This window comes from Bradyrhizobium sp., from assembly GCF_035570375.1.
Classification (GTDB): Bacteria; Pseudomonadota; Alphaproteobacteria; order Rhizobiales; family Xanthobacteraceae; genus Bradyrhizobium.
In genome coordinates this window covers 22731-44794 of record NZ_DATMLW010000018.1, presented here as the reverse complement: position 1 = coordinate 44794, position 22064 = coordinate 22731, and the positions used below count along the sequence as shown (strand labels likewise).

16 protein-coding genes and 1 pseudogene are annotated in these 22064 nt (G+C 62.2%); 12 read left to right on the top strand and 5 right to left on the bottom strand.

What is annotated here, in order from left to right; translation table 11 throughout:
• Window positions 1-29: 29 nt before the first annotated feature.
• Window positions 30-1544 (bottom strand): glycosyltransferase family 39 protein, encoded by a 1515-nt coding sequence (locus tag VNX23_RS02175; RefSeq protein WP_325627568.1) that lies wholly within the window; start codon window positions 1542-1544, stop codon window positions 30-32.
• A gap of 526 nt (window positions 1545-2070) precedes the next feature.
• Between VNX23_RS02175 and VNX23_RS02170 the strand changes: the two genes are divergently transcribed.
• From VNX23_RS02170 to VNX23_RS02130, 9 genes are all read left to right on the top strand, one after another.
• Window positions 2071-3813, top strand: coding sequence for an adenylate/guanylate cyclase domain-containing protein (locus tag VNX23_RS02170; RefSeq protein ID WP_325627504.1), 1743 nt, complete (start codon window positions 2071-2073; stop codon window positions 3811-3813).
• Window positions 3814-3949: 136 nt separating this feature from the next.
• Entirely contained in the window at window positions 3950-5158 is a 1209-nt protein-coding gene (locus tag VNX23_RS02165; protein WP_325627500.1) for a molybdopterin-dependent oxidoreductase, read from the top strand.
• Between the two features lie 9 nt (window positions 5159-5167).
• Window positions 5168-5497 (top strand): cytochrome c, encoded by a 330-nt coding sequence (locus VNX23_RS02160; protein WP_325627499.1) that lies wholly within the window; start codon window positions 5168-5170, stop codon window positions 5495-5497.
• Between the two features lie 136 nt (window positions 5498-5633).
• The gene (locus tag VNX23_RS02155; protein ID WP_325627498.1) at window positions 5634-6620 is read left to right on the top strand and encodes an ABC transporter substrate-binding protein; all 987 of its coding nucleotides are present in this window, start codon (window positions 5634-5636) and stop codon (window positions 6618-6620) included.
• Window positions 6621-6649: 29 nt separating this feature from the next.
• Entirely contained in the window at window positions 6650-7744 is a 1095-nt protein-coding gene (locus tag VNX23_RS02150; RefSeq protein WP_325627497.1) for an enolase C-terminal domain-like protein, read from the top strand.
• A gap of 266 nt (window positions 7745-8010) precedes the next feature.
• The gene (locus VNX23_RS02145; RefSeq protein ID WP_325627495.1) at window positions 8011-9168 is read left to right on the top strand and encodes an OpgC domain-containing protein; all 1158 of its coding nucleotides are present in this window, start codon (window positions 8011-8013) and stop codon (window positions 9166-9168) included.
• A gap of 339 nt (window positions 9169-9507) precedes the next feature.
• Window positions 9508-12594, top strand: a complete 3087-nt coding sequence (gene putA, locus VNX23_RS02140; RefSeq protein WP_325627493.1) for a bifunctional proline dehydrogenase/L-glutamate gamma-semialdehyde dehydrogenase PutA — start codon at window positions 9508-9510, stop codon at window positions 12592-12594.
• Between the two features lie 228 nt (window positions 12595-12822).
• Window positions 12823-14025 (top strand): CoA transferase, encoded by a 1203-nt coding sequence (locus tag VNX23_RS02135; RefSeq protein WP_325627491.1) that lies wholly within the window; start codon window positions 12823-12825, stop codon window positions 14023-14025.
• 96 nt (window positions 14026-14121) lie between these two features.
• A complete protein-coding gene (locus VNX23_RS02130; RefSeq protein ID WP_325627489.1) occupies window positions 14122-14787 on the top strand; it encodes a glutathione S-transferase family protein in 666 nt (221 codons plus the stop codon).
• On the opposite strand, the gene VNX23_RS02125 is transcribed toward VNX23_RS02130, so the two are convergent.
• The 4 genes and pseudogenes from VNX23_RS02125 to VNX23_RS02110 form a co-directional block, all read right to left on the bottom strand.
• The gene (locus VNX23_RS02125; protein WP_325627487.1) at window positions 14777-14944 is read right to left on the bottom strand and encodes a hypothetical protein; all 168 of its coding nucleotides are present in this window, start codon (window positions 14942-14944) and stop codon (window positions 14777-14779) included. The genes VNX23_RS02130 and VNX23_RS02125 overlap by 11 nt on opposite strands.
• A gap of 129 nt (window positions 14945-15073) precedes the next feature.
• Window positions 15074-15448, bottom strand: coding sequence for a hypothetical protein (locus VNX23_RS02120; protein ID WP_325627567.1), 375 nt, complete (start codon window positions 15446-15448; stop codon window positions 15074-15076).
• Between the two features lie 70 nt (window positions 15449-15518).
• Window positions 15519-16451 (bottom strand): annotated as a pseudogene (locus tag VNX23_RS02115) (MFS transporter); the annotation flags it as partial.
• A 199-nt stretch (window positions 16452-16650) separates the two neighbouring features.
• Window positions 16651-17886 carry a flavin-dependent oxidoreductase gene (locus tag VNX23_RS02110; RefSeq protein WP_325627486.1) on the bottom strand — a complete coding sequence of 412 codons (1236 nt, stop codon included), beginning with the start codon at window positions 17884-17886 and terminating at the stop codon, window positions 16651-16653.
• Window positions 17887-18122: 236 nt separating this feature from the next.
• Here VNX23_RS02110 and VNX23_RS02105 point away from each other — a divergent pair, with 236 nt between their 5' ends.
• The 3 genes from VNX23_RS02105 to VNX23_RS02095 all read left to right on the top strand — a co-directional run bounded on the left by VNX23_RS02105 (window position 18123) and on the right by VNX23_RS02095 (window position 21853).
• The gene (locus VNX23_RS02105; protein WP_325627484.1) at window positions 18123-19535 is read left to right on the top strand and encodes an acetamidase/formamidase family protein; all 1413 of its coding nucleotides are present in this window, start codon (window positions 18123-18125) and stop codon (window positions 19533-19535) included.
• A 141-nt stretch (window positions 19536-19676) separates the two neighbouring features.
• Window positions 19677-20597 carry a metal ABC transporter substrate-binding protein gene (locus tag VNX23_RS02100; RefSeq protein ID WP_325627482.1) on the top strand — a complete coding sequence of 307 codons (921 nt, stop codon included), beginning with the start codon at window positions 19677-19679 and terminating at the stop codon, window positions 20595-20597.
• Window positions 20594-21853: a metal ABC transporter permease gene (locus tag VNX23_RS02095; protein ID WP_325627480.1), complete on the top strand. Its 1260-nt coding sequence runs from the start codon at window positions 20594-20596 to the stop codon at window positions 21851-21853. The genes VNX23_RS02100 and VNX23_RS02095 overlap by 4 nt, the downstream gene beginning before the upstream one ends.
• The last annotated feature ends 211 nt before the right edge of the window (window positions 21854-22064 follow it).

Below are 22064 nucleotides of genomic sequence, written 5' to 3'. Positions count from 1 at the left end.
AGCCCGGCCATGACAAATTGCAGACTTCGCTACGCCGATAACGAATCACCACGAATCTCCCGCGCCAGCTCGCGCCAGCGATAGAGCGGCGAACCCGGCGGCGGTGAAAGCTCCGGCGTCCAGCCGGTGAATTTTTGCAGCGCGTAAGTATCCATCACGATCCCGCGCCAGACCCGGTCGACCCGCTCGAGCGTCTCGCGCTTCGCCGGCACTGACGCCCACAACTGAAAACCAGGACTGTCGTACGGCTCGAGCGCCACGTAGAGGCCGGTATGGTTTCGGATCAGGTTCATGTCGGGCTCGCGAAAGCCGAGATAACGTCCGCGCTCGTTGATCTGGATCACCGGCAGGCGGTCGCCGAGATACCAGCGCAGCATCGAATAGGTGCGATAGTCGGTGGTGGCGATCCAGCTCGCACCGGTCTTTTGCAGCTGCGCCTCGACCCGCTCGATCACCGGGAGATAACCGGCCTCGCCGCCGACCGGATCGGTCCTGCCGATGAAATTCCAGGGTGCGGCGACATAATAGAGAAACACGGCGACCACGAACGCAATGCCTGAGCCGATCGCCACCCTCGCCCACCAGAACGACGCGCGGACCAGCGCTTGCGGCCAGTGCTCCTTGCGCATCATCGAAAGATTGATCGCGGCGGCGGCAAATCCGAACGGCCAGATGAAGGCCGGCCAGGTGTCGCCGACCCGCAAGGCCAGCGATTTCCAGAGGAAATAAAGGAAGGGAAAAATCACCGCGGTCGACAGCAGAATGGCCACCGCGTCCAGCTGCCGATATCCCCGCCATGCCGTCAACGCGACTCCGAGCAGGACCACGGGCAAAAGCACGAATCCGACCAGTCCAAACTGAAGGCCGATGAATTCGCCGAGCGTGCGCAGCGACCATTCATGGGTCGCCGCCGCCCGCACAAACTGGAAGCGAAACGAGGCCCAGTCGTGCTGCATGTTCCAGATCAAGACCGGCAGGAACAGAACCAAGGCGATCAGCGCCGAAAGATAAGGATAGGGGCTCTTCAGCCAGTGGCCGCGCCATCGCGGTACGAGCGTGAAAGCAAGTATGGCCGGCAACAGCAGTGCAACGGTGAATTTCGACAACAGCGAAAGCCCTGCGAAAACCCCCGCCACCAGCCACCAGCGCCCGTCATTGCTCTCGGCAAGCCGCACCAGCGCCCACACCATGGCGGTCGCAAACGGGATCAGCGCGATGTCGGGCGAGACCTTGGCCATCAGCAGGCCGTAATAGAGCGCGGCCTCCATCATCAGCACCACGATGACCATCGCTCGCCAGTCATGGGTCACGCGGCGCACGATATCGGCAAGCAGCAATTGGGTCACCGGCATCGCCAAGAGGCCAGCAAACCGCACCCCGAAATTGGTATCGCCGAAGATCAGGGTCCCAAGCCGAATGAACCACGCGATCATCGGCGGATGATCGAGGAAGCAAAGCACGCTCTCCTTCGACCATGTCCAGTAGTAGGCCTCGTCCGTCCGCAGGTCGGTCAGGCCTGCATAGGCAAGGCGCAATGCGGTCATTGCCGCGATCAGCGCGAAGACGGCAAGCAACTGCCGAAACTCAGGATTTTCCGGCTTGTAGGCGCTATCGGGAGGTGCAATCGTCACGGTGCTTTCTCCCCGACTCCCCTAGTGTCCCGGTTCTGACATTCGTATCACATCGCGGCGGGTTCGTTTACGAATGTCAGAACCAGGGGGACACCAGCAAATATAGGATTCCAGTGTGGTTTTGGATTTGACATTCGCCTCGAGGACTCGCTGCGATACTGAAGCGAATGTCAAATCCACCACACTAGAGCTCCGATTCCGAAGTTCGCAAGCTATCGCGGCGACCTCTGATGCGAACTTCGGAATCAAAGGAGCTCTAGCAACTAGTTGATTCTAGTGCGGCTTTGAATTTGAAGTTCCTATGATGAGATTGCAGCAGCACTGATAGGAACTTCAAATTCACCGCACTAGCCCGTGTCAACGTGTTGACACCACTTCGCCGGGCTGGAGGGAATTAAACACCGCCTTGGCGGGGTCTATATCTCGAAATGAAAAACGCATGACCGAACGCAGCCGGGCCAGCTTCGTCAAATTCATCCGCGGCATCAGCGTCCGCCAGGTCCGCTTTGCCTGCGGGCTGGTGCTCTATGCCTACCTGGTCAGCCATTTTCTCAACCACGCGCTGGGCAATATCTCGCTCGATGCGCTCGCCGTCGGCGTCCACTACCACATCCTGTTCTGGCAGTTCCTGCCCGTCGCGATCCTGTTCTACACAGCCGCGCTGGTTCATTCGGGCCTTGGAATCTGGGCGCTTTACGAGCGGCGCGAATTTCGCTGGAAGGCGATGGAACCGCTGCAACTCGTGCTAGGCCTGAGCATCCCGGCGCTGATCGTCGCCCACGTGGTCGGCGTCCGGCTCGGCCATACGCTGTTCGGACAGACAAAACTCTATCCGCAAGTGCTTCATGGATATTTGGTCGTGTGGCCCCACCGAATGGGGATGACACTTTTGGTTCTGATCATCTCCTGGATCCATGGCAGCATCGGCCTTTATTTCTGGCTGCGGATGAAGTCGTTTTTCAAACGCGCAGCGCCGTTTCTGCTTGCCACAGCTGTATTGGTGCCGACGCTGGCTATGCTTGGCCTCTACCAGGCCGGTCGGACCATTATTGCCGAAAGCGCCAGCGCCGAATGGCGAGCTGCCAATCTGTCGCAAACCATCGTGGGCACGCCGGCCCAACAGGCCACGCTGGAGAAGTTCACGGATTATTTCCTGATCTTCTATCTTGGCCTGATCGCGTTCGTTCTCCTGGCAAGGGGAGCGCGTGCGCTCCACGAGCGCCGCGGCGGCATGATCAGCCTGTCCTACGGCAATGGCCGCACCATACGGGTCCCAAAGGGCCTGTCCGTACTCGAGGCGAGCCTTCGCCATCAGGTCCCGCATGCGAGCGTGTGCGGCGGCCGTGCCCGCTGCTCGACCTGCCGGATTCGCGTGATCGGCGACCACAGTTCGCTTCCCGCGCCCTCCAATCGCGAAACCTTCGTGCTCAACCGCGTTGGCGCGGGTTCGGACCCCGCCATCCGGCTCGCCTGCCAGCTCAGGCCCGAGACTGACCTTTCCTTCTTCCAGATCTTCACGCCGCATACTGCGCCAACGAGCGCGTCCGGCCCTTCGCATATCGGCGAGGAACGCTACCTCGTCAGCATGTTCGTGGATATGCGCGGCTCGACCAGACTGGCGGAGAACCGGCTTCCATTCGACACGGTCTTTGTCGTCAACCGTTTCCTCGGTGCGGTTTCGCAGGCCGTGATCGAATGCGGCGGCCAGCCCAACCAGTTTCTGGGCGACGGGCAGTTGGCGCTGTTCGGACTTGCCGCCAGCCGGCAAGTCGCCTGCCGTCAGGCGCTCAAGGCGACCGCCATGATCGGCGCCAATATCGAGGAACTGAACCGCTTTCTGAAGCACGATCTGCGCGAGCCGATCCGTTTCGGCATCGGCGTCCACTCGGGCGAGGTGATCGTCGGCGACATCGGCTATCGTGATCACATGGTGTTCACCGCGCTCGGCGACGCCGTCAATGTCGCAGCGCGCCTGCAGGACATGACCAAGAGTCTCAGTTGCGAGGCTGTCGTATCGGAAGACGTCCTGGTCACCGCCGGTCTTGCGGCCGATGCCCTGCCGCGGCAGCAGGTGGAGATCCGCGGCCGCAACGAGCCGATGACGGTCCGTGTGGTCGCGAGCGCAAAGACGTTGTCGGAGCTGATCGAGACACCGACCAAAGCGGCAGCGGAACTCGCTTAAGCCCGCGACATCATGACCCGCGGCGGAGTGCGCTTTTCGTCCGCAATCGCCCATCTGTATGATCGAAAACCACGGCAAGTTCCGCAATTCGCCCCGTGGGAAACGGTCTTGCCAAGAAAACTTGGAAGGAAATGCCATGCTCGACAGACGCGAGATCGTCAAACGCGCCTGCCTGGCGGCGCTTGGTGCCGCTCTTCCCTGGTCGCGAGCCGTGGCACTCGACGAAAACTCCGTGACTTTGCCCTTCGACAATGGCGAGCGGCGGCTCGTGAAATACCCGCAGAAAAGGCCGATGATCGGCCTGACCAGCCGGCCGCCGCAATTGGAAACGCCATTCTCCGTCCTCAACGACGGCGCGATCACGCCGAACAGCGCGTTCTTCGTCCGCTATCACCTGGCCGATATCCCCTACCAGCTCGATCGCGATCGATTCACCCTCAAGGTCAAGGGCAAGGTCGAGCGTCCGCTGCAATTGTCGCTGAAGGAAATCAGGAAACTGCCGGCGGTGGAGCTCGTCGCGATCAACCAATGTTCGGGCAACAGCCGCGGATTCTTCGAGCCGCGCGTCGCCGGCGGCCAACTCGGCAATGGCGCGATGGGCAATGCGCGATGGCGCGGCGTGCCGCTGAAAACCATGCTCGACATGGCCGGCGTGCGAGCCGGCGCCAGGCAGATCACGCTGGACGGCATGGACAAGCCGGTGATGGACGCGACGCCCGATTTCGTCAAGTCGCTCGACATCGACCACGCCCGTGACGGCGAGGTGATGCTGGCCTACGGCATGAACGGCGAGGATCTCCCGTTCCTCAACGGCTTTCCGCTGCGCCTGGTCGTGCCCGGCTATTACGGGACCTACTGGGTCAAGCATCTTGACGAGATCACCGTGATCGACAACGAGTTCGACGGCTTCTGGATGAAGACTGCCTACCGGATTCCCGACAGTCCATGCGGATGCGTCGAGCCGGGCACCGCGCCAAAGGCCACGATTCCGATCAATCGTTTCACTGTCCGCTCGTTCATCACCAGTGTGACCAATGATGCAAGATTGGAGGCAGGTAAGACGACGAAACTGAAGGGAATAGCCTTTGACGGCGGCAGAGGCATCAAGGAGGTCGCAGTCTCGACCGATGACGGCAGGAACTGGACGCCGGCAAAGCTCGGCGAGGATCTCGGCAAATATTCGTTCCGCCAATGGACGCTGCCGGTGAAATTGGGCGCTGGCACCCATGATTTGAGGGTTCGCGCCACCAACAATTCGGGCGAAACGCAGCCGATGCAACCGACGTGGAATCCGGCAGGCTATTTGCGCAATGTCGTCGAAACCGTTCGCGTCACGGCTGCCTGAGGCGAGTAGATGCCACGTACAAATCCACTTCATCTTGCGAATTTGCTCGCGCTTGCGGCCATCGCGTTTATTGGTCCTGCCGCGCTCAGCGCCCCCCCGATCAATTACGAAGTCCCGCCGGAAACTGCCGCCTTCAAACCGGGGCCGAATCTCGACGTGGTCGTGAACAATTGCACCGCCTGTCATTCGGCGGACTACATCGCCACTCAGCCGCGCGGACCGAAATTCAAGCAAGAATTCTGGAGGGCCGAAGTCGACAAGATGATCAAGGTATACGGGGCGCCGATCGTGGAAGCCGACGTGCCCAAAATCGTCGAATATCTCGCGACGACTTATTGAGCGCGCGCACTCGATGACTGCCTTCGAATCGTGGGCATCCCCTGCAAATGGCCCAGAACGAACGTCGAGGGGGGCGCGACCTGCGATCCTCCGTATGCTAGTTTAGGTGCCTTGATGCAGGGAATCGGAAGCAGCAATGCGGCGGCGCGAATTCATAAGCATTCTTGCCAGCGCGGCGGCCGCATTGCCGCGCACAGCACGCGCGCAGCAGGGCGCGCTGCCGCGGCGGGTCGGGATATTGCTTCCATATTTTGACGGCGACGCCGAAGGGAAGGCTGTCGTCGCAGCGTTTCAGCGCGGACTGCAGGATTTGGGTTGGACGGAGGGGCGCAATATCCGATTCGAGGTTCGGTGGGCCGGCGGCGATCCCGACAAGGCGCGGACATTCGCCAAAGAGCTGGTCGCCATGAAACCAGACGTGATCGTGCCGAGCTCAAACCTGGTAACGACGATCATGCAACAGGAAACGCGCAGCATACCGATTGTCTTCATACTTGTCGGCGATCCGGTCGGTAGCGGCTATGTCGCAAGTATGGCGCAGCCCGGCAGCAACCTCACTGGTTTCGCCGTTCTGGAGAACGCCATCGGCGGCAAATGGGTGGAGCTTTTGCTAGAGGTCGCTCCTGCAATCGGCCGCGTCGGCTTCATGCTGCACCCGGAAACATCCGCCAATACTGGTTTGCTGCGGGGCGCCGAAACTGCGGCAACGTCAGCAATCAAGTTGATTGCGCTTGGCGTGCACAACACCGCCGAGATCGAGCGCGCGGTAACAGAGTTCGCCGCGCAACCCAATGGGGGTTTGATAGTTGCGCCGCATGCCATCACCTTTGCCAACCGCAACGTGATCGTCGATCTGGCGGCACGCTTTCGCCTTCCGGCTGTCTATGCGTTTCGCAACTTCGCTGCGAGCGGCGGCCTGCTCTCCTACGGGACCAATACGCTTTTGGTGTGGCGGGATGGGGCGTCGTATGTGGACCGCGTTCTCAAAGGTGCAAAGCCCGCCGAGTTGCCGGCGCAATTTCCGACAAAATATGAACTGGTCGTCAATCTAAGGACGGCAAAGGCGTTGGGTCTTACCGTGCCACCGCAGTTGCTTGGGCGCGCTGACGATGTGATCGAATAAAGGTACACGCATTCAACCGGAGGTGCCGCATGTCCTGCGCTGCCCTGACAGTGAGAAGCATCACCGCGCGGCCCGTCGTGCTTCGCCTGAAGCGGCCGGTCGTGGCCAGAATCGCCACCATCACAGAATGGCCGCTTATCCTGATCGATATCCTGACCGAAGAGGGTATCGTCGGACGAAGCTACCTGGAGCCATACATCGTTAAATCCATGAGATATCTCGTGCCGGCGCTCAATGATCTCGATGCGTTGTTCAGGGGGCGGAAAGTCGCACCGATCGAGCTTTTCGACGCGGCCAGGAAGTCGCTTCACTTCGTCGGCTATGAAGGCCTTTCAATGATTGCTGCCTCCGGCCTCGACATGGCGGCCTGGGATGCACTCGCCAAGGCCGCGAACCTCCCTCTCTGCGTGATGCTCGGCGGCTCGATCGGGAAGGTCAAATGTTACAACAGCAACGGGCTCTGGCTGAAGAACCCCGGGGCGCTTGCGGAGGAATCGCTGGAATTGAGGGATGAGGGCGGCTTCGCCGGGCTCAAGCTTCGTCTCGGCCGCGAGCGAGCAGCCGATGATCTTGCGGCGCTCGATTGCGTCCGCAAGGCTGTGGGCGAGGACATGCACCTGATGGTCGATTTCAACCAGGGCCTTGATCTCGCCGAAGCGCTGCAGCGATGCCACATGATCGACGATCATGGACTGGCCTGGATCGAAGAGCCGATCGTCTATGACAACCTCGATGGCTACGCGCGCCTTGCGGCGGAGCTGAAAACCCCTCTGCAAATCGGCGAGAATTTTTACGGACCACGCGAGATGCACAAGGCGCTGCAGAAGCAGGCGTGCGACCTCGTCATGCCCGACTTCATGCGAATCGGCGGCGTGACGGGCTGGATGCGCGCCGCCGCCATCGCCGGTGCCGCCGGAATACCCGTATCAACTCATCTCTACCCCGAAGTCGCCGCCCACATGATGCGGGTTACCGAGACGGCGCATTGGCTGGAGTGGCAGGATTGGGCCGATCCGATCCTGAAGACACCCTACCAGCTCAAGGACGGCTTCCTGCACATACCGGACGTGCCGGGGATCGGGTTGGAGTGGAACGAAAAGGCCGTGCAAGCCCGTCTCGTCTAGATCATGATGCGATTAAGCGGAATCGCATCGTGATGATCTCATCTCTTTGTTTGAGATGTTTGAGCCTGCTCGTGCGCTCAGCACTCACGATTGCGTCAACGCGGGCCAGCGCCACTCACGACAGCGTGCAACCGACTTGATCCCGGAGACGGTCCGTTCACATAAAGTCTACCGGCGAAACGATTGGGGAGCGAGCACCGTACCCTATATGAGCGGCTCCTTCCGGAATCGCTGATTCGGCCGATTCAAAATTCAAAAAGACTTCGATGAATACCAAACTTCTCGCGCAAACTGCGCGCGATACGAGGCTCGATCTGTTTCTCGGAATGGCGAACTGGTTCCTGTTTCTGGACCACATTCCAAACAATGTCGCGAGCTGGATCACGCTTCGAAACTACGGTTTCAGCGGCGCGGTGGACGTGTTCATCTTCATCTCGGGCTACATGGCCGCGGCCACTTACGCCACGATCATGCTGGAACGCGGCGTGACCGTCGGCGCAACCAGGGTGCTTCGGCGTACCTGGCAGCTCTACGCCGCCTTTGTGGTCTTGTTTGCGATCTATGTCGTGACCATCGCAGACGTCGCCAGCCGCTATGCCGCGCCCGACATCATCTATGACTTCAACGTAGCGGGCCTTCTCGACGATCCGGTCCGGACCGTCACTCATGGGCTCATTCTGCAATCGAGGGCGCTGAACCTCGATGTGCTGCAACTCTATGTGTTGCTGATGGCGTGCTTTCCCGTGGTGCTGTGGGCGATGCTGCGAACGCCCGCCCTCACGCTCGCCGGCTCGCTTGTGCTCTATCTTGCCGCACGTCAGTTCGACTGGAATCTGCCCTCGTTCCCGGACGGGAGCTGGTATTTCAACCCGCTGTGCTGGCAGTTGCTGTTTGTGCTTGGCGCGGCTTGCGCGCTCGGCGGAGCGAGGGTTCGGCTCCCCACCTTCGTATCGAGGACGTTGGCTTGTTTCGCAGTCGCCTATCTGGTTTTTGCGCTCGCCATGACCATGGCCGGCCGCTTCCCTGAACTGGGCCGGGCACTGCCCATCTGGCTGCACGATGCGTTCATTCCCAATGAAAAGACCAATCTCGCGCCTTATCGCCTGATCCATTTCATCGTGGTGGCGATGTTCGTGACCCGGCTCGTTCCGAAAGACTGGCGTGGGCTAAACTGGCCGGTCTTCAGGCCACTGATCATCTGCGGCCAGCAATCGCTTGCCGTGTTCTGCGCCGGCGTGTTTCTCTCCTTTGCCGGCCGTCTGGTCCTGATCACCAATTCCGGCTCGCTCATCGAGCAGATCCTGGTGAGCATCTCGGGCATTGCGATCATGACATTTGTTGCCACTTACGTCTCATGGTCCAAGCGGCAAGACGGTGCGCTGTCGAGGCGCATGGTGCGCTCGCCCTCGCTCGAGGCCGGCTGAACGATCCGGCAGCTTGGGTCAGGCTCCCCCCGCGGCAACGGGACCATTTCATTTTTGTGAGTGTCCGGTCGCGGCTCGAAACGGCTGATTCCTTTGCGTTCGGCTTGGCGGTATGCTCCGCCGAATCGGGACACCAGAGCGTGATTTTCGGTTGAATCGCTTTTGTCAGCCGAGCAGTTCACCTCTCCCCGACGGGGAGAGGTCGGATCGCGATAGCGATCCGGGTGAGGGGCAATCTTACGAGAGACCGTAACCCCTCACTCCAACCCTCTCCCAAAGGGAGAGGGAGCATGCTTCGTTGCGGCTATAATCGAACCTAACTTCACTATAGGACCTGCGATGACCGTCGACGCCGCCAGAGTTCCGCGCTTCACGGCGGCTTTTGCGCCGGATGACGGCGCCCTCGCAGAAGGGCTGCTCAAGCAGCCCCGCCTGAGCGCGGCACAGGACGCGCGGATCAACGTTGCCGCTACTCGCCTGATTGAGGCCATCCGTTCCAGCGACGACCGGCTCGGCGGGGTCGAGGACATGCTACGCGAATTCGCGCTTTCCACCAGGGAAGGCCTCGCGCTGATGGTGCTGGCGGAAGCTCTGCTGCGCGTGCCCGACGCGCGCACCGCCGACAACTTCATCGAGGACAAGCTCGGCGAAGGCGACTTCGTGCATCACGAAACCAAGTCGAGCGCATTCCTTGTCAATGCCTCGGCGTGGGCGCTCGGGATGTCGGCGCGGGTCATTCAGGTAGGCGAAACCCCGCAAGGCACGATCGGACGGCTGGTCAAACGCCTGGGCGTTCCGACCGTGCGCGCCGCCACGCGGCAGGCCATGCGTCTGATGGGAAGCCATTTTGTTCTCGGCGAGACCATCGAGGCGGCGCTGGCGCGGGCGCGTTCGACAGGCGCGATGCGCTATTCGTTCGACATGCTCGGCGAAGGCGCCCGCACCGCCGCCGATGCGAAGCGTTATTTCGACGCTTACGCCAGCGCGATTGTTGCCATCAGCGGCACCACCGATGACCGCCCTTTGCCGGACCGGCCCGGCATCTCGGTAAAACTCTCGGCATTGCATCCGCGCTTCGAAGCCTTGAGCAGGACGCGGGTGATGCAGGAACTGGCGCCGCGGCTGATCGAGCTTGCAAGGCGCGCCAGGGATCACGATCTGAATTTTACCGTTGACGCCGAGGAAGCCGACCGGCTCGAGCTTTCCCTTGAAGTGATTGCAGCTGCGTTCACAGACACTTCGCTCGCGGGCTGGGACGGTTTTGGGCTTGCGATTCAGGCCTACCAAAAGCGCGCCAGCGCGGTGATCGACTACGCGGACGAACTCGCCAAAGGCCTGAACCGGCGCATGATGGTGCGGCTGGTCAAGGGCGCCTATTGGGACACGGAAATCAAGCGCGCGCAGGAACGCGGGCTATCCGACTATCCGGTGTTCACGCGCAAGGCGATGACCGACCTCAATTACGTCGCCTGCGCACGCAAACTGTTGGGCCTGCGCCCGCGGCTGTTCCCGCAATTTGCCACCCACAACGCGCTGACGGTCGCAACGCTGCTCGAATTGGCCAACGGCGACAGCGGGTTCGAATTCCAGCGCCTGCACGGCATGGGTGAGGCGCTCTACGCGCGATTGAGCGAGGACCATCCTCGCCTCGCCTGCCGCACCTACGCCCCGGTCGGCAGTCACCGTGATCTTTTGGCCTATCTGGTGCGGCGATTATTGGAGAACGGCGCCAATTCGTCCTTCGTGGCGCTCGCCGCCGACGACAGCGTGCCCCTCGCCACGCTGTTGCGGCGCCCGGCCGACATCATCGGCAGGAGCGAGAACGCGCGCCGCCGCGATATTTCCTTGCCCTGCGACCTCTATCTGCCAGGCCGGAAGAACTCGCGCGGCATCGAATTCGGCGACCGCGCCGCCGTGGAACAACTGCTCGCCGCCATTGCTGCCGAAGCGAGCGCCGTTGCGGCAACCAGCCTCATCAACGGCCTCGCTGTCGCCGGCACGCCGCGGCCGCTCGTCAGCCCGATCGACCAGAGGACAGCGCTCGGCAGCGTGATCGAGCCGGTGCCCGAGGATGCCTACGCCGCGATCGAAGCCGCGCGCGAGGGTTTTGCCGGCTGGAACAGAACCCCGGCTGAGACCCGCGCCAGCATTCTCGAAAGGGCCGCCGATCTCCTTGAGGCGCGGCGCGCGCGCTTCATCGCACTGCTGCAACGTGAGGGCGGCAAGACGCTCGATGATGCGGTCAGCGAAGTGCGCGAGACAAGCGATTTCTGCCGCTACTACGCTGCCCAGGGGCGCGAGCTGTTCGGCGCTCCTCAAGTCATGCCCGGCCCGACCGGCGAGAGCAATGTGTTGGGCCTGCGCGGCCGCGGGGTCTTTGCCGCGATCTCGCCGTGGAATTTTCCGCTGGCGATCTTCTCGGGCCAGGTGACGGCGGCGCTGATGGCCGGCAATGCGGTGGTGGCCAAGCCCGCCGAGCAGACGCCGGGAACCGCGTTTGAAGCCGTCCGCCTGCTGCACGAGGCGGGCGTGCCTGCTTCCGCGCTGCATCTGGTGCCGGGCGACGGCAAGATCGGCGCGGCGCTCACGGCCCATCCCAAACTGGCAGGCGTCGTCTTCACCGGCTCGAGCGAAGTCGCGCGCCTGATCAATCGAACGCTCGCCGCCAAGGAAGGCCCGATCGTGCCGCTGATCGCGGAGACCGGCGGCATCAACGCGATGATCGTGGACGCCACCGCCCTGCCCGAACAGGTCGCCGACGACGTCGTGACGTCGGCCTTTCGCTCGGCGGGACAGCGCTGCTCGGCGCTGCGGCTCCTGTTCGTGCAGGACGACGTCGCCGAGCGCATGATCGAGATGATTTCGGGCGCGGCGCGCGAACTGAAGATCGGGGACCCCCGCGACCCCTCGGTGCAGATCGGACCCGTGATCGACGACGATGCGAAAACGCGGCTCGAGGCGCATATTGCGAAAATGCGAAGCCAGGCGCGCTTGCATTTTGAAGGGCACGCGCCCGCCGGCCGATATGTCGCGCCGCATATTTTCGAGCTTTCAAGCGCCGCGCATCTGACCGAAGAAGTGTTCGGACCGGTCCTGCACGTGGTGCGTTACGGCGCGGAGAGGCTCGAAGACGTGCTGCGCGCCATTGAAAGCACGGGCTACGGTCTTACGCTCGGCGTGCACTCGCGGATCGACGACCGGATCGAAGCCATCGTCGAGCGGCTTGCCGTCGGCAATATCTATGTCAACCGCAACATGATCGGCGCCGTGGTCGGCGTGCAGCCGTTCGGCGGCGTCGGACTGTCGGGCACCGGCCCCAAGGCCGGCGGCCCGCACTATCTGCCGCGCTTTGCCGCCGAGCAGACCGTGACCGTTAACACGGCGGCTGCCGGGGGCAATGCGGCGCTGATGTCGGATACGGAATGACCGTCATTGCGAGGAGCGCGAGCGAGGACCCGCCGTCGCTCGGCTTGCGCGAGCTATGGCGCGGCTGGAGTCCGCCGAAGCGCCCTTGCGCGTAGGCGGAAGCAATCCAGGCTGCACGATTGCGACCCAAACTTTTTTGCACATGGATTGCTTCGCTTTCGCTCGCAATGACGCTAAACCAGAGCAATTCAATCGCTCTAAAACGAGCACGACCGGAGCAACCTCGCCATGGACGGCATTTTCGAAGGCCTAAAAGTTCTGGATTGCGCGAGCTTTATCGCCGCGCCCGCGGCCGCGACCGTGCTTTCGGATTTCGGCGCGCAGGTGATCAAGATCGAGCCGCCGGGGCTCGGCGATCCCTACCGCAACCTGCCGAACCTGCCGGGTTATCCGGTCAGCGCGCACAATTTCGCCTGGCTCCTGGACGGCCGCAACAAGCGCAGCCTTGCGCTCGACCTCTCCGGAGGCGAAGACAAGGCGGTGCTGTATCGGCTGGTGGCGCAAGCCGATGTGTTCATCACGAACTTTCCGCCTGCGGTGCGCCGACGGCTCGGGATCACGTTTGAGGAGCTTCAACCGCTCAACGCCCGTCTCGTCTATGCGTCGTTCACCGGCTATGGCGAGAAAGGGGACGAGGCCGACAAGCCCGGCTTCGACAGCAATGCCTATTGGGCGCGCTCCGGACTGATGGATCTGGTGCGCGCGGACGAGAACACGACGCCCGCGCGCTCGGTCGCCGGCATGGGCGACCATCCTTGCGCGATGGCGCTTTACGGCGCCATCGTCACCGCGCTCTACAAGCGCGAGCGCAGCGGCAAGGGTTCGCATGTCAGCTCGAATCTGATGGCAAACGGCGTCTGGGCGGCCGGCGTGCTGGCGCAGGCGAAACTTTGCGGTGCGAAATTCCAGGAACGGCGCCCGCGCGAGCGCGCGCTCAACGCCGTCACCAATCACTACCGGTGCAAGGACGGACGCTGGCTCATCCTGTCCCTGCTCAACGAGGAGCGGCAATGGCCGACGCTCGCGCGCTGTCTCGACCGCGAAGATCTGATTGCGGACGAGAGGTTCATCACCAAGGCCGATCGCCATGCGAGGTCGGTCGAACTGATCAGGATTTTCGACGAGGTCTTTGCCATGAAAAGTCTCGCCGAATGGCGCGCCATCCTCGACGGCAACGGCCTGGTATTCGGCGTGGTCGGGATTCTCGACGACATGCCGCGCGACAGGCAGATGATCGAGAACGAGGTGCTGGTGCCGTTCGACAACGATACCATGCTCACGGTCAACAGCCCGATCTGGATCGACGGCAGCGACAAGATCAAACCGCGGCGCGCACCCGACATCGGCGAGCACACCGACGAGGTCCTGCGCGAAGCCGGTTATGACGACGCCTCGATCCTCAAATTGCGCGAGTCCGGCGCGGTGGCGTGACGTTATGGGGTACGCATGACGAAAAGAGGCAGATGGCGGAAATCGTCGCCAGGCGATTCCGTATCACCGGCGCCATAGAGCGGACGGGAAATCAGGATGCCAGCGTACCGATTGCATTACTTCCCGGAATCGGGAAACAGCTACAAGCTCGCACTGATGCTCACTCTTTGCGGCCAGACGTTTGAGCCGGTCTGGACCGATTTCGGCGGCGGCATCACGCGAACGACGGAATGGCGGCGGAGCGTCAACGAGCTGGGGGAAATTCCGGTTCTCGAAGTCGATGGCGAACGTCTGACTCAGACGGCACCGATCCTGCTTATGCTCGCGCGGCAGTATGGCCGCTTCGGGGGCGAAACCGAAGCAGAGCAATTTGAGCTGCTGCGTTGGCTGTTCTGGGACAATCACAAGCTCACCGGCACCATGGCAACCTATCGATTCTTGCGGACATTCACGCCATCTCCGGACCCGCAGGTCCTCACCTTTTTACGCAAGCGCCTCGACGATTACCTTGGGATTTTGGAGCAGCATTTGCAGCGACAGGCCTTCGCCATCGGCGAGCGGGCGACCATCGCCGATATTTCGATGATGGCGTATCTGCACTTTCCTGCGGATGAGACCGGATATGATTTCGCCACAAGCCATCCGGCCGTGGCTGCCTGGCTTCTGCGCATCGCCGCTTTGCCTGGCTGGCGATCCGCCTACGATCTGTTGCCCGGCCAGCGATTGAAGCACTATGCACAAGCGCAGGGGATCAGCGGTTAAGCCAGGCCCATAGGATGGCCGCGGCGATCACCACGATGATCCCCGCAGTGGCGATCGCCCACACGCTGACGCGGATGTCACCGGTAATTTGTCGATCTGCCTCGTTGCGGGCAATCTCGCGATTGCGCTCCTGGTTTTCTCCGCTCGTTTCGCTCACGGCCTCGCTCCCGGGTTGAACCGGGCCCTAGTATATCTGATCTACGCCCGCCCGGTCGCCGAGGATTCCAAGGCCGGCTCGAACGGTTCCTGCGGGCTGGATCGCGTCCTCGCCATTTGTGGCTTCGGTTCAGAAGTCCGCATGACGGATCTGCGGCGGTAATGATACGGACTTCTGAACCGCCACACTAGCCAGCCGGCTCAACGAGAATGCCGCCAGCGCCGCGCACAGGGCTGCGGCGGCGGCCATCAAAAACACCTCGCCCGCGCTCCATTTCATGTCCAGAAGTGCACCACCGATGAGGGGCCCGACGATCGCGCCGACCCGACCGATTCCGAGCGCCCAGCCGACGCCGGTCGCCCTCACCGAGGTCGGATAGTATCCCGCGGCCAGCGCATTGGCGGCGATCTGTCCGCCGACGATGCAAAAGCCCGCCGCGAAAATCGCCACCGTGACGAAGACGGCCGAATGTCCGAGCTGGCCGGTTGCGCCGACCGCGAACACGGCGGCGAAATACACCAGCGCCAGCGCACGAAACGAGAAGCGATCGATGACGCTGCGCGACGGTTCCGACCACGCCGCCGATTTGCAGCATCGAACCGATAACAGCAGCCTGCGACAATGACGCGCCGAAATCGTTGAGCACCGTGGGTAACCAGTTCGACAGGAAATAGAGATCGAGCAGGCTCATGAAGAATACCACCCACAAAAGCAGCGTGGGAACCGTTCTTCCGGACGTGAAAAGATGCTTTACGGGAATTCCCGAAAGCTTTGGCTCGTCGACGATGAAGCCGGTTGCGGGCGCAAACACCGCGCCCGGATTGACGAGCAGGAGCAATTGCGCGACGCGCGCATCGAACCCGCGCGTGAGCGCAAGAAAGCGTACCGACTCCGGCAATTTCACTGCCAGGATCGGCGCCAGCAGTAGCGGTGCCACGCCGCCGACGACAAACACGCTTCGCCAGCCGAATTGCGGAATCAAGGCCGCCGCCAACAGCCCGCCGAGCGCCGCGCCGACCGAAAATCCGCAGAACATGATCATCACCATGGTGGCGCGGCGGCGGCGCGGATTGAATTCGGAGGTCAGCGCGATCGCGTTCGGCATCGCGCCGCCGAGCCCTAGGCCGGTGAGGAAGCGGATGACGATCAGACTGGAGACATCCTGGACCAAGGTGGTGACCAGCGCACCGAGGCCGAAGGCGACGGTGGACACGATGATGATCTTCTTGCGCCCGACGCGGTCGGCGAGCGGTCCGAGCAGGAGCGCGCCGATCATCAGTCCGAACAGGCCCGCGCTGAACACCGGCCCCAACGCAACCTTGGTCACGCCCCACTCCCTCGCGAGCGCTGGCGCGACGAACCCGATCGCCTGGGTGTCGAAGCCGTCGAGAAACAGCACCGCCGCACAGGTTGCGAGCAGCCTGATCTGAAAGCCGCCAACAGGTTGCGCATCGATGAACTCGGCGACCTCGATTATTGCGGTGTCATTCTGCTGAACTGCGGACATGTATTCCGTCTTTCTCCTTCTTCCTTATGTCATCGCGAGAAGCAAAGCGACGAAGCGATCCAGTATTTCGTCTTTCGTCATTCCGGGGCGCGAGTGAACCGAGCGAACCCGCAATCCATAACCACCATCGCAAGTATGGATTCCGGATCTGGTCCTTCGGAGCATCCCGGAATGACGGCCGCAGGACGGAAATGACCACTCACGCGCGCAAGGCTTCCTTCGAATAGCCGGCGATCTGCTTGTAGCTCTCGGACAAGGCGACCAGCTCCGCGCGGCTGATGACGTCGTCGATCGACGTAAACGGGGAGTCGTTGGTGCGCTGATATACCTCACGCAGGATCGCGTCCGGCGGATTGGTGCGATTGGTCAGCACCACACGCGTGGTCGCCTCCAGTCGCTGTTGCTCGTAAGCGGCGAACGCGGCCACGACATCGCTGTGCTCGACCAGCGCCGCGGTCAGCGCCCGCGTATCGAGGATCGCCTGTCCGGCGCCATTGGAGCCGCGCGGCACCATCGGGTGCGCGGCGTCGCCGAGCAACGTCACGCGGCCAAAGCTCCAGCGCGGCAACGGATCCTGATCGACCATCGGAAATTCGAGTACATGATCGGCGGCGCGGATGAAGGCGGGAACATCGAGCCAGCCGAAATGCCAGTCGGCGAATGCGCCGATGAAGTCGTCGAGCGACCCTTCCCGGTTCCAGTCGCGCTTGCGATAGACGGGCGTTTCGATTTCGGCTACCCAGTTGACGAGTTGCAACCCGTCATCACCCGCGGCGCGGATCGGATAGATCACCATCTTGCCGTGCGACAGCCATCCTGCGCGGGCCAGGCTCGCGCCCGACAGGATGGGCCTCCATCGCGTCACGCCGCGCCACATGTTGACGCCGGAGTAGCGCGGCTCGCCCTCGTCCGGAAACAACTGCTTGCGGACGACGGAATTGATGCCGTCGCAGGCAATCGCCGCGCGGCCGCGCACGGTGCCGCATCTCGCGCCGCCAGGACCCGCCGAGAAATGCACTCTCACTCCGGAATCGTCTTGCTCGAGCCCGATGCAATGATGGTTGGTAAAAAGCCGCTCCGCGCCGGCGCGGGAGCGGAAGGTTTCCAGCAACACCATTTGCAGATCGCCGCGGTGGATCGAGAACTGCGGATGGTCGTAGCCGGCGGCGCGGCCGAGCGGTTCCTGATAGATCAACTGGCCGAAGCGGTTGAAGAAGGTCGCATCCTGCGTGGCGATTGCGACCCGCGCCAGATCGGCCTCTAGCCCGAGCGCAGCCAATTCCCTGGTGGCGTGCGGCAAAAGATTGATGCCGACGCCGACGGCGCGGATTTCGGGAGCGGATTCGAATATCCTGCAGGGAATTCCCACTGCATGCAGCGCAAGCCCAAGCGTCAGACCACCGATGCCGCCGCCGACGATGATGATGTCGTCCATGTTTCCTCCCGGCATGTTCCAGCGGCCTGATTCCAACATTCGCTGGACACTGCCCGTTGAAGCCAGATGAAACACGAACAGTGAGCCTACTGTCAATCTGACGTTGTACGTCGATCGGGCGCGGCGGGCCTGTTGTGGGCAAAAACGGAGGCGGCAGAGGATTGCCGTAAAGCGCGTGACTGCCCTATACTTGAACCAAACAAAAAAGCAGCCGTTCGGCTGATCAAGGGGCAAACATGAAATCACTGACGTCGTCCTCCCGCAACGCCTTCGGCGCCTGCGGAGCTCTCGTTCTTGGCACGATCATCACCTGCAATCTGGCGCTGGCGCAGACCTCTCCATCTTCCCCTGCGTCTGCTGCGCCCGCCGCCTCCCCGCCATTCCCGCCAACCGCAACCATCACCACGCCCGGTTACCCCGGCGTCGGACCAGCCGACTTCAACCTCCGCGTCACCAACCAGCCGAACGGCAAGAAGATCCACTTGCTGCCCGCGACCCTCGAGACCACGCAATGGGGCTGGTACGACAGCGCGCAACCGCCCGTCCTTCGCGTTCATTCCGGCGACACCATCGCGCTCGAAACCATGATGCACAGCCACAATCAGGTGGTGCCGGGCACGACCATCGAACAGATCAAGAAGACGCGCACGGATTTCCCCGGCCGCGGGCCGCATACGCTGACCGGGCCGATCTATATCGAGGAAGCGCAACCGGGCGACGTGCTGAAGGTGACGCTCAACAAGATCGTGCCACGCGCTTACGCGACGAACTTCAACGTGCCCGGCATGTTCGGCGAGTTTCCTTCGGTTTATTCGGATGGCCAGGTCAAATATCTCTATCTCGACCTCGGCAAGATGACGACCGAGTTCCTGCCGGGCGTCGTGATCCCGCTCAAGCCGTTTCCGGGCACGATTGGCGTGGCGCGCAAGGAGCCGGGACGGTTCGGCAGCGTGCCGCCCGGGGAATACGCAGGGAATATGGACATCCGCGATTTCGTGGCCGGTTCCTCACTCTACGTGCCGGTGTTCATGCCGGGCGCGTTGCTGTGGACCGGCGATTCCCATGCCGGCCAGGGCAACGGCGAGATCAATCTCACCGCGCTTGAAACCGCCTACAAGGAACTCAACATCACGGTCGAAGTCATCAAGGGCAAGCCGCTCGACTTCCCGCGCATCGAAACAAGGAAATCCTGGATCAGCATGGGCTTTGACCAGGATATGAACAAGGCCTGGACGCAGGCCAAGGCGCAGACGGTGAAAGTGATCTCTGAGCTGCGCGGCGTCTCGGCCGAACAGGCCGAGAAGCTGATGCCCACTGTCTCCGATTGCCGGGTCTCCCAGGTGGTCAATGTCAAGAAGGGCATCCATTGCCTCACGCCGAAAAACCCGCGCGAGACGGAAGACATGGAGCGACCGACCAAGGAGACGGCGAAATATCTCGTCTCCTACGCCAAGGATGCGGATCTCAACAAGGCGATGGACACGGCCTCGATGGGCATGATCAAGATGCTCGAAAACGACAGGAAGATCGCGCGCCTCGATGCCTATGGGTTGGCCAGCGTCGCGATGGACTGCCGGATCGGCGCGATCTCGGATGCCGAGAAAAACGTTCATTGCCTCATGCCGAAGAGCATCTGGGTCAAGCAGTAGGCTGAATGTCGGATCGCAGCCAAGGAGACTGTCATTGCGAGGAGCGGAAGCGACGAAGCAATCCATGTTGCCTCTCGACAGGCTCTGGATTGCTTCGCTCGCGCTTGCAATGACGTCTCCTGCGTTCGCCAGCTCATCGTAATGCGCAAATTTGTTGTCGCACTATGCCTGGCCTTTGGTCTGATCTTTGGGCCGATGCCGGGATGGGCACAGGATCGCATTCGCGTCGTCACCACGACCACCGATCTGCGCAGCCTGACGGAAGCCGTGGGTGGCGAGTTCGTCGAAGCCGTGAGCCTTGTGCCGGCCAATTTCGATGCGGAGGAGTATCAGCCAAAGCCGCAGGATGTGCTGCGTTTGAAGGAAGCGCGCCTTGTCGTGCGTGTCGGGCTCGATTACGACCTGTGGTTCGATCGCCTGCTGGAGGCGGCGCGTCAGCGCGACCTGAGACGCGGTGGCGAGGGTTATGTCGACGCCTCGTTCGCGATTGCACCGCTCGAGGTGCGTGGCGTTGCGGTCGGACCGGGCGACGGCCACGCCCATGGCAGCGGCAATCCGCATTACTGGCTCGATCCCAAAAATGCTGAGTTCATCACCGCCAATATTCTGGAGGGCCTCGCGCGCATCGACCCTCTTCACGCGAAGGCGTATGAATCGAACCGAAGTGCGTTTCTCGCTCGCCTTTCCGCCAAATTGACCGAATGGGAAGCGAAACTCACGCAGCTGCGAACCACGCCGGTCGTCGCCTATCACAACAGCTGGCCGTATTTCGCGCGCAGGTTTCGGCTGGATTTCATCGATTTTCTCGAAATCAAGCCAGGCGTGCCGTCGACGCCGTCGCACCTTGCCGGCATCATCGAAAAAATGCAGGCCCGCAACGTGCGTCTTGTCGTACGCGAGCCGCACGAGCCGGAACGGGACGTCGCTTTCGTGGCGGCAAAAACCGGAGCGTCGGTGGTGGTGCTCGCCACTTCCGTCGGCGCGCTGCCGGGAACGGGCGATTACCTCGCCTTGTTCGACACCGATGTCGCCGCGCTCGTCAACGCGGCAGGATCAAGATGATCGAAGCGATCGGATTTATCTGGCCGTCCTTCCTGGTGGCGGTGTGCCTCGTCGGCATCCACGCCTATTTCGGGATTCAGGTGCTCGCGCGCAACGTCATCTTCGTCGACCTCGCGCTGGCGCAGATCGCGGCGCTGGGCGCAACGGTGGCCTTCATGCTCGGCCATGGCGCGCAAAGCCTTGCGACTTACGGCTATTCGTTGGGCTTTACAATGCTCGCGGCCGTGCTGCTGGCGTTCACCCGCGCCTGGGCCGTACGCGTGCCGCAGGAAGCGCTGATCGGGGTCATCTATGTCGTGGCGGCGGCTGCATCGATCCTCTTGATCGACCGCGCCCCGCAAGGCGCCGAGCATCTCAAGCAGATCCTGACCGGGAATATCCTGACCAGCGGGCTTTCCGAAATCGCCGTGATCGTTCCGCTCTACCTCGCGATTGGGCTGTTGCATTTTCTTCTTCGCCACAGGCTCGCAAAGTCCGGCTCGCTGTTCTGGGAGTTCGTGTTCTACGCCACCTTCGGCATGGTCGTGACGAGCTCGGTCGCGCTCGCCGGCGTGCTGCTGGTTTTTTCCTTCCTGATCATCCCGGCCGCGATCGGCGTGATGTTTGCCTCGACGTTGACACGGCAGCTTGCGATCGGATGGGTCGCGGGCATCCTGACCAGCGCCGCTGGCTTCGCCGCCTCCTTCGCCTTCGACCTGCCGACGGGTGCGGCCATTGTATGCGCGTTCGGCGCGGCACTGGCGCTTGCCGGGCTCGCTTATCCGTTCATCCGCGGCGACCGCGTCGCTGCGGTCAGGACCACGCTCAGTGCCGCGCGCTGGGTGGTTGCCGCCGTGGTTGCGGGCTCGGCGATTGAGCTTTTGATCGCGCCGCGTGCCGACCAGCCGCTGCTGGACATGCTTGAACAAGCCGCGCCCTCCTTGCGCCACCTCTATTTCACCAGAGCCGAGGCTGCCGCCTATCAGGACGCGGTCGAGACCGCCGAGCGCCATCGTCTGGCGGCGGAGCAATTGATCGAACAGGAAAGACGCAGCCGCACCCAGGGCGAGGCGATGGATGAGACGACGGTGCAGCGGATTTCCTCGTTTTTGAAATCCTATGCCGAAATGCGCAAGGGCGAGCAGTTTGTGATGGGCGAAGTCCGCGCACGCGCGAGGGAGCGGATCAGGTGGGCCGCGAGCCCTGCGCTCCTTGTGATCGCCTTGCTGCTTGCCCCGCTACCGTGGCGGCGGTTATTTGCGAGCGTTACCCGCTAGTCGAAAGCTCACCGGTTCAACTCGTTGGGATCCACATGCGTCATGCGAGGAGCGCTAGCGACGAAGCAATCCCGCTTGCCTCTACATACTAGCTGTCATCACCGCGCTTGTCGCGGTGATCCATGTCCTGGTTCTTCCTTCGCGAGACCAAGACGTGGATGGCCGGGTCAAGCCCGGCCATGACGACGAGAACTGGATGGCTTCGCAGAGC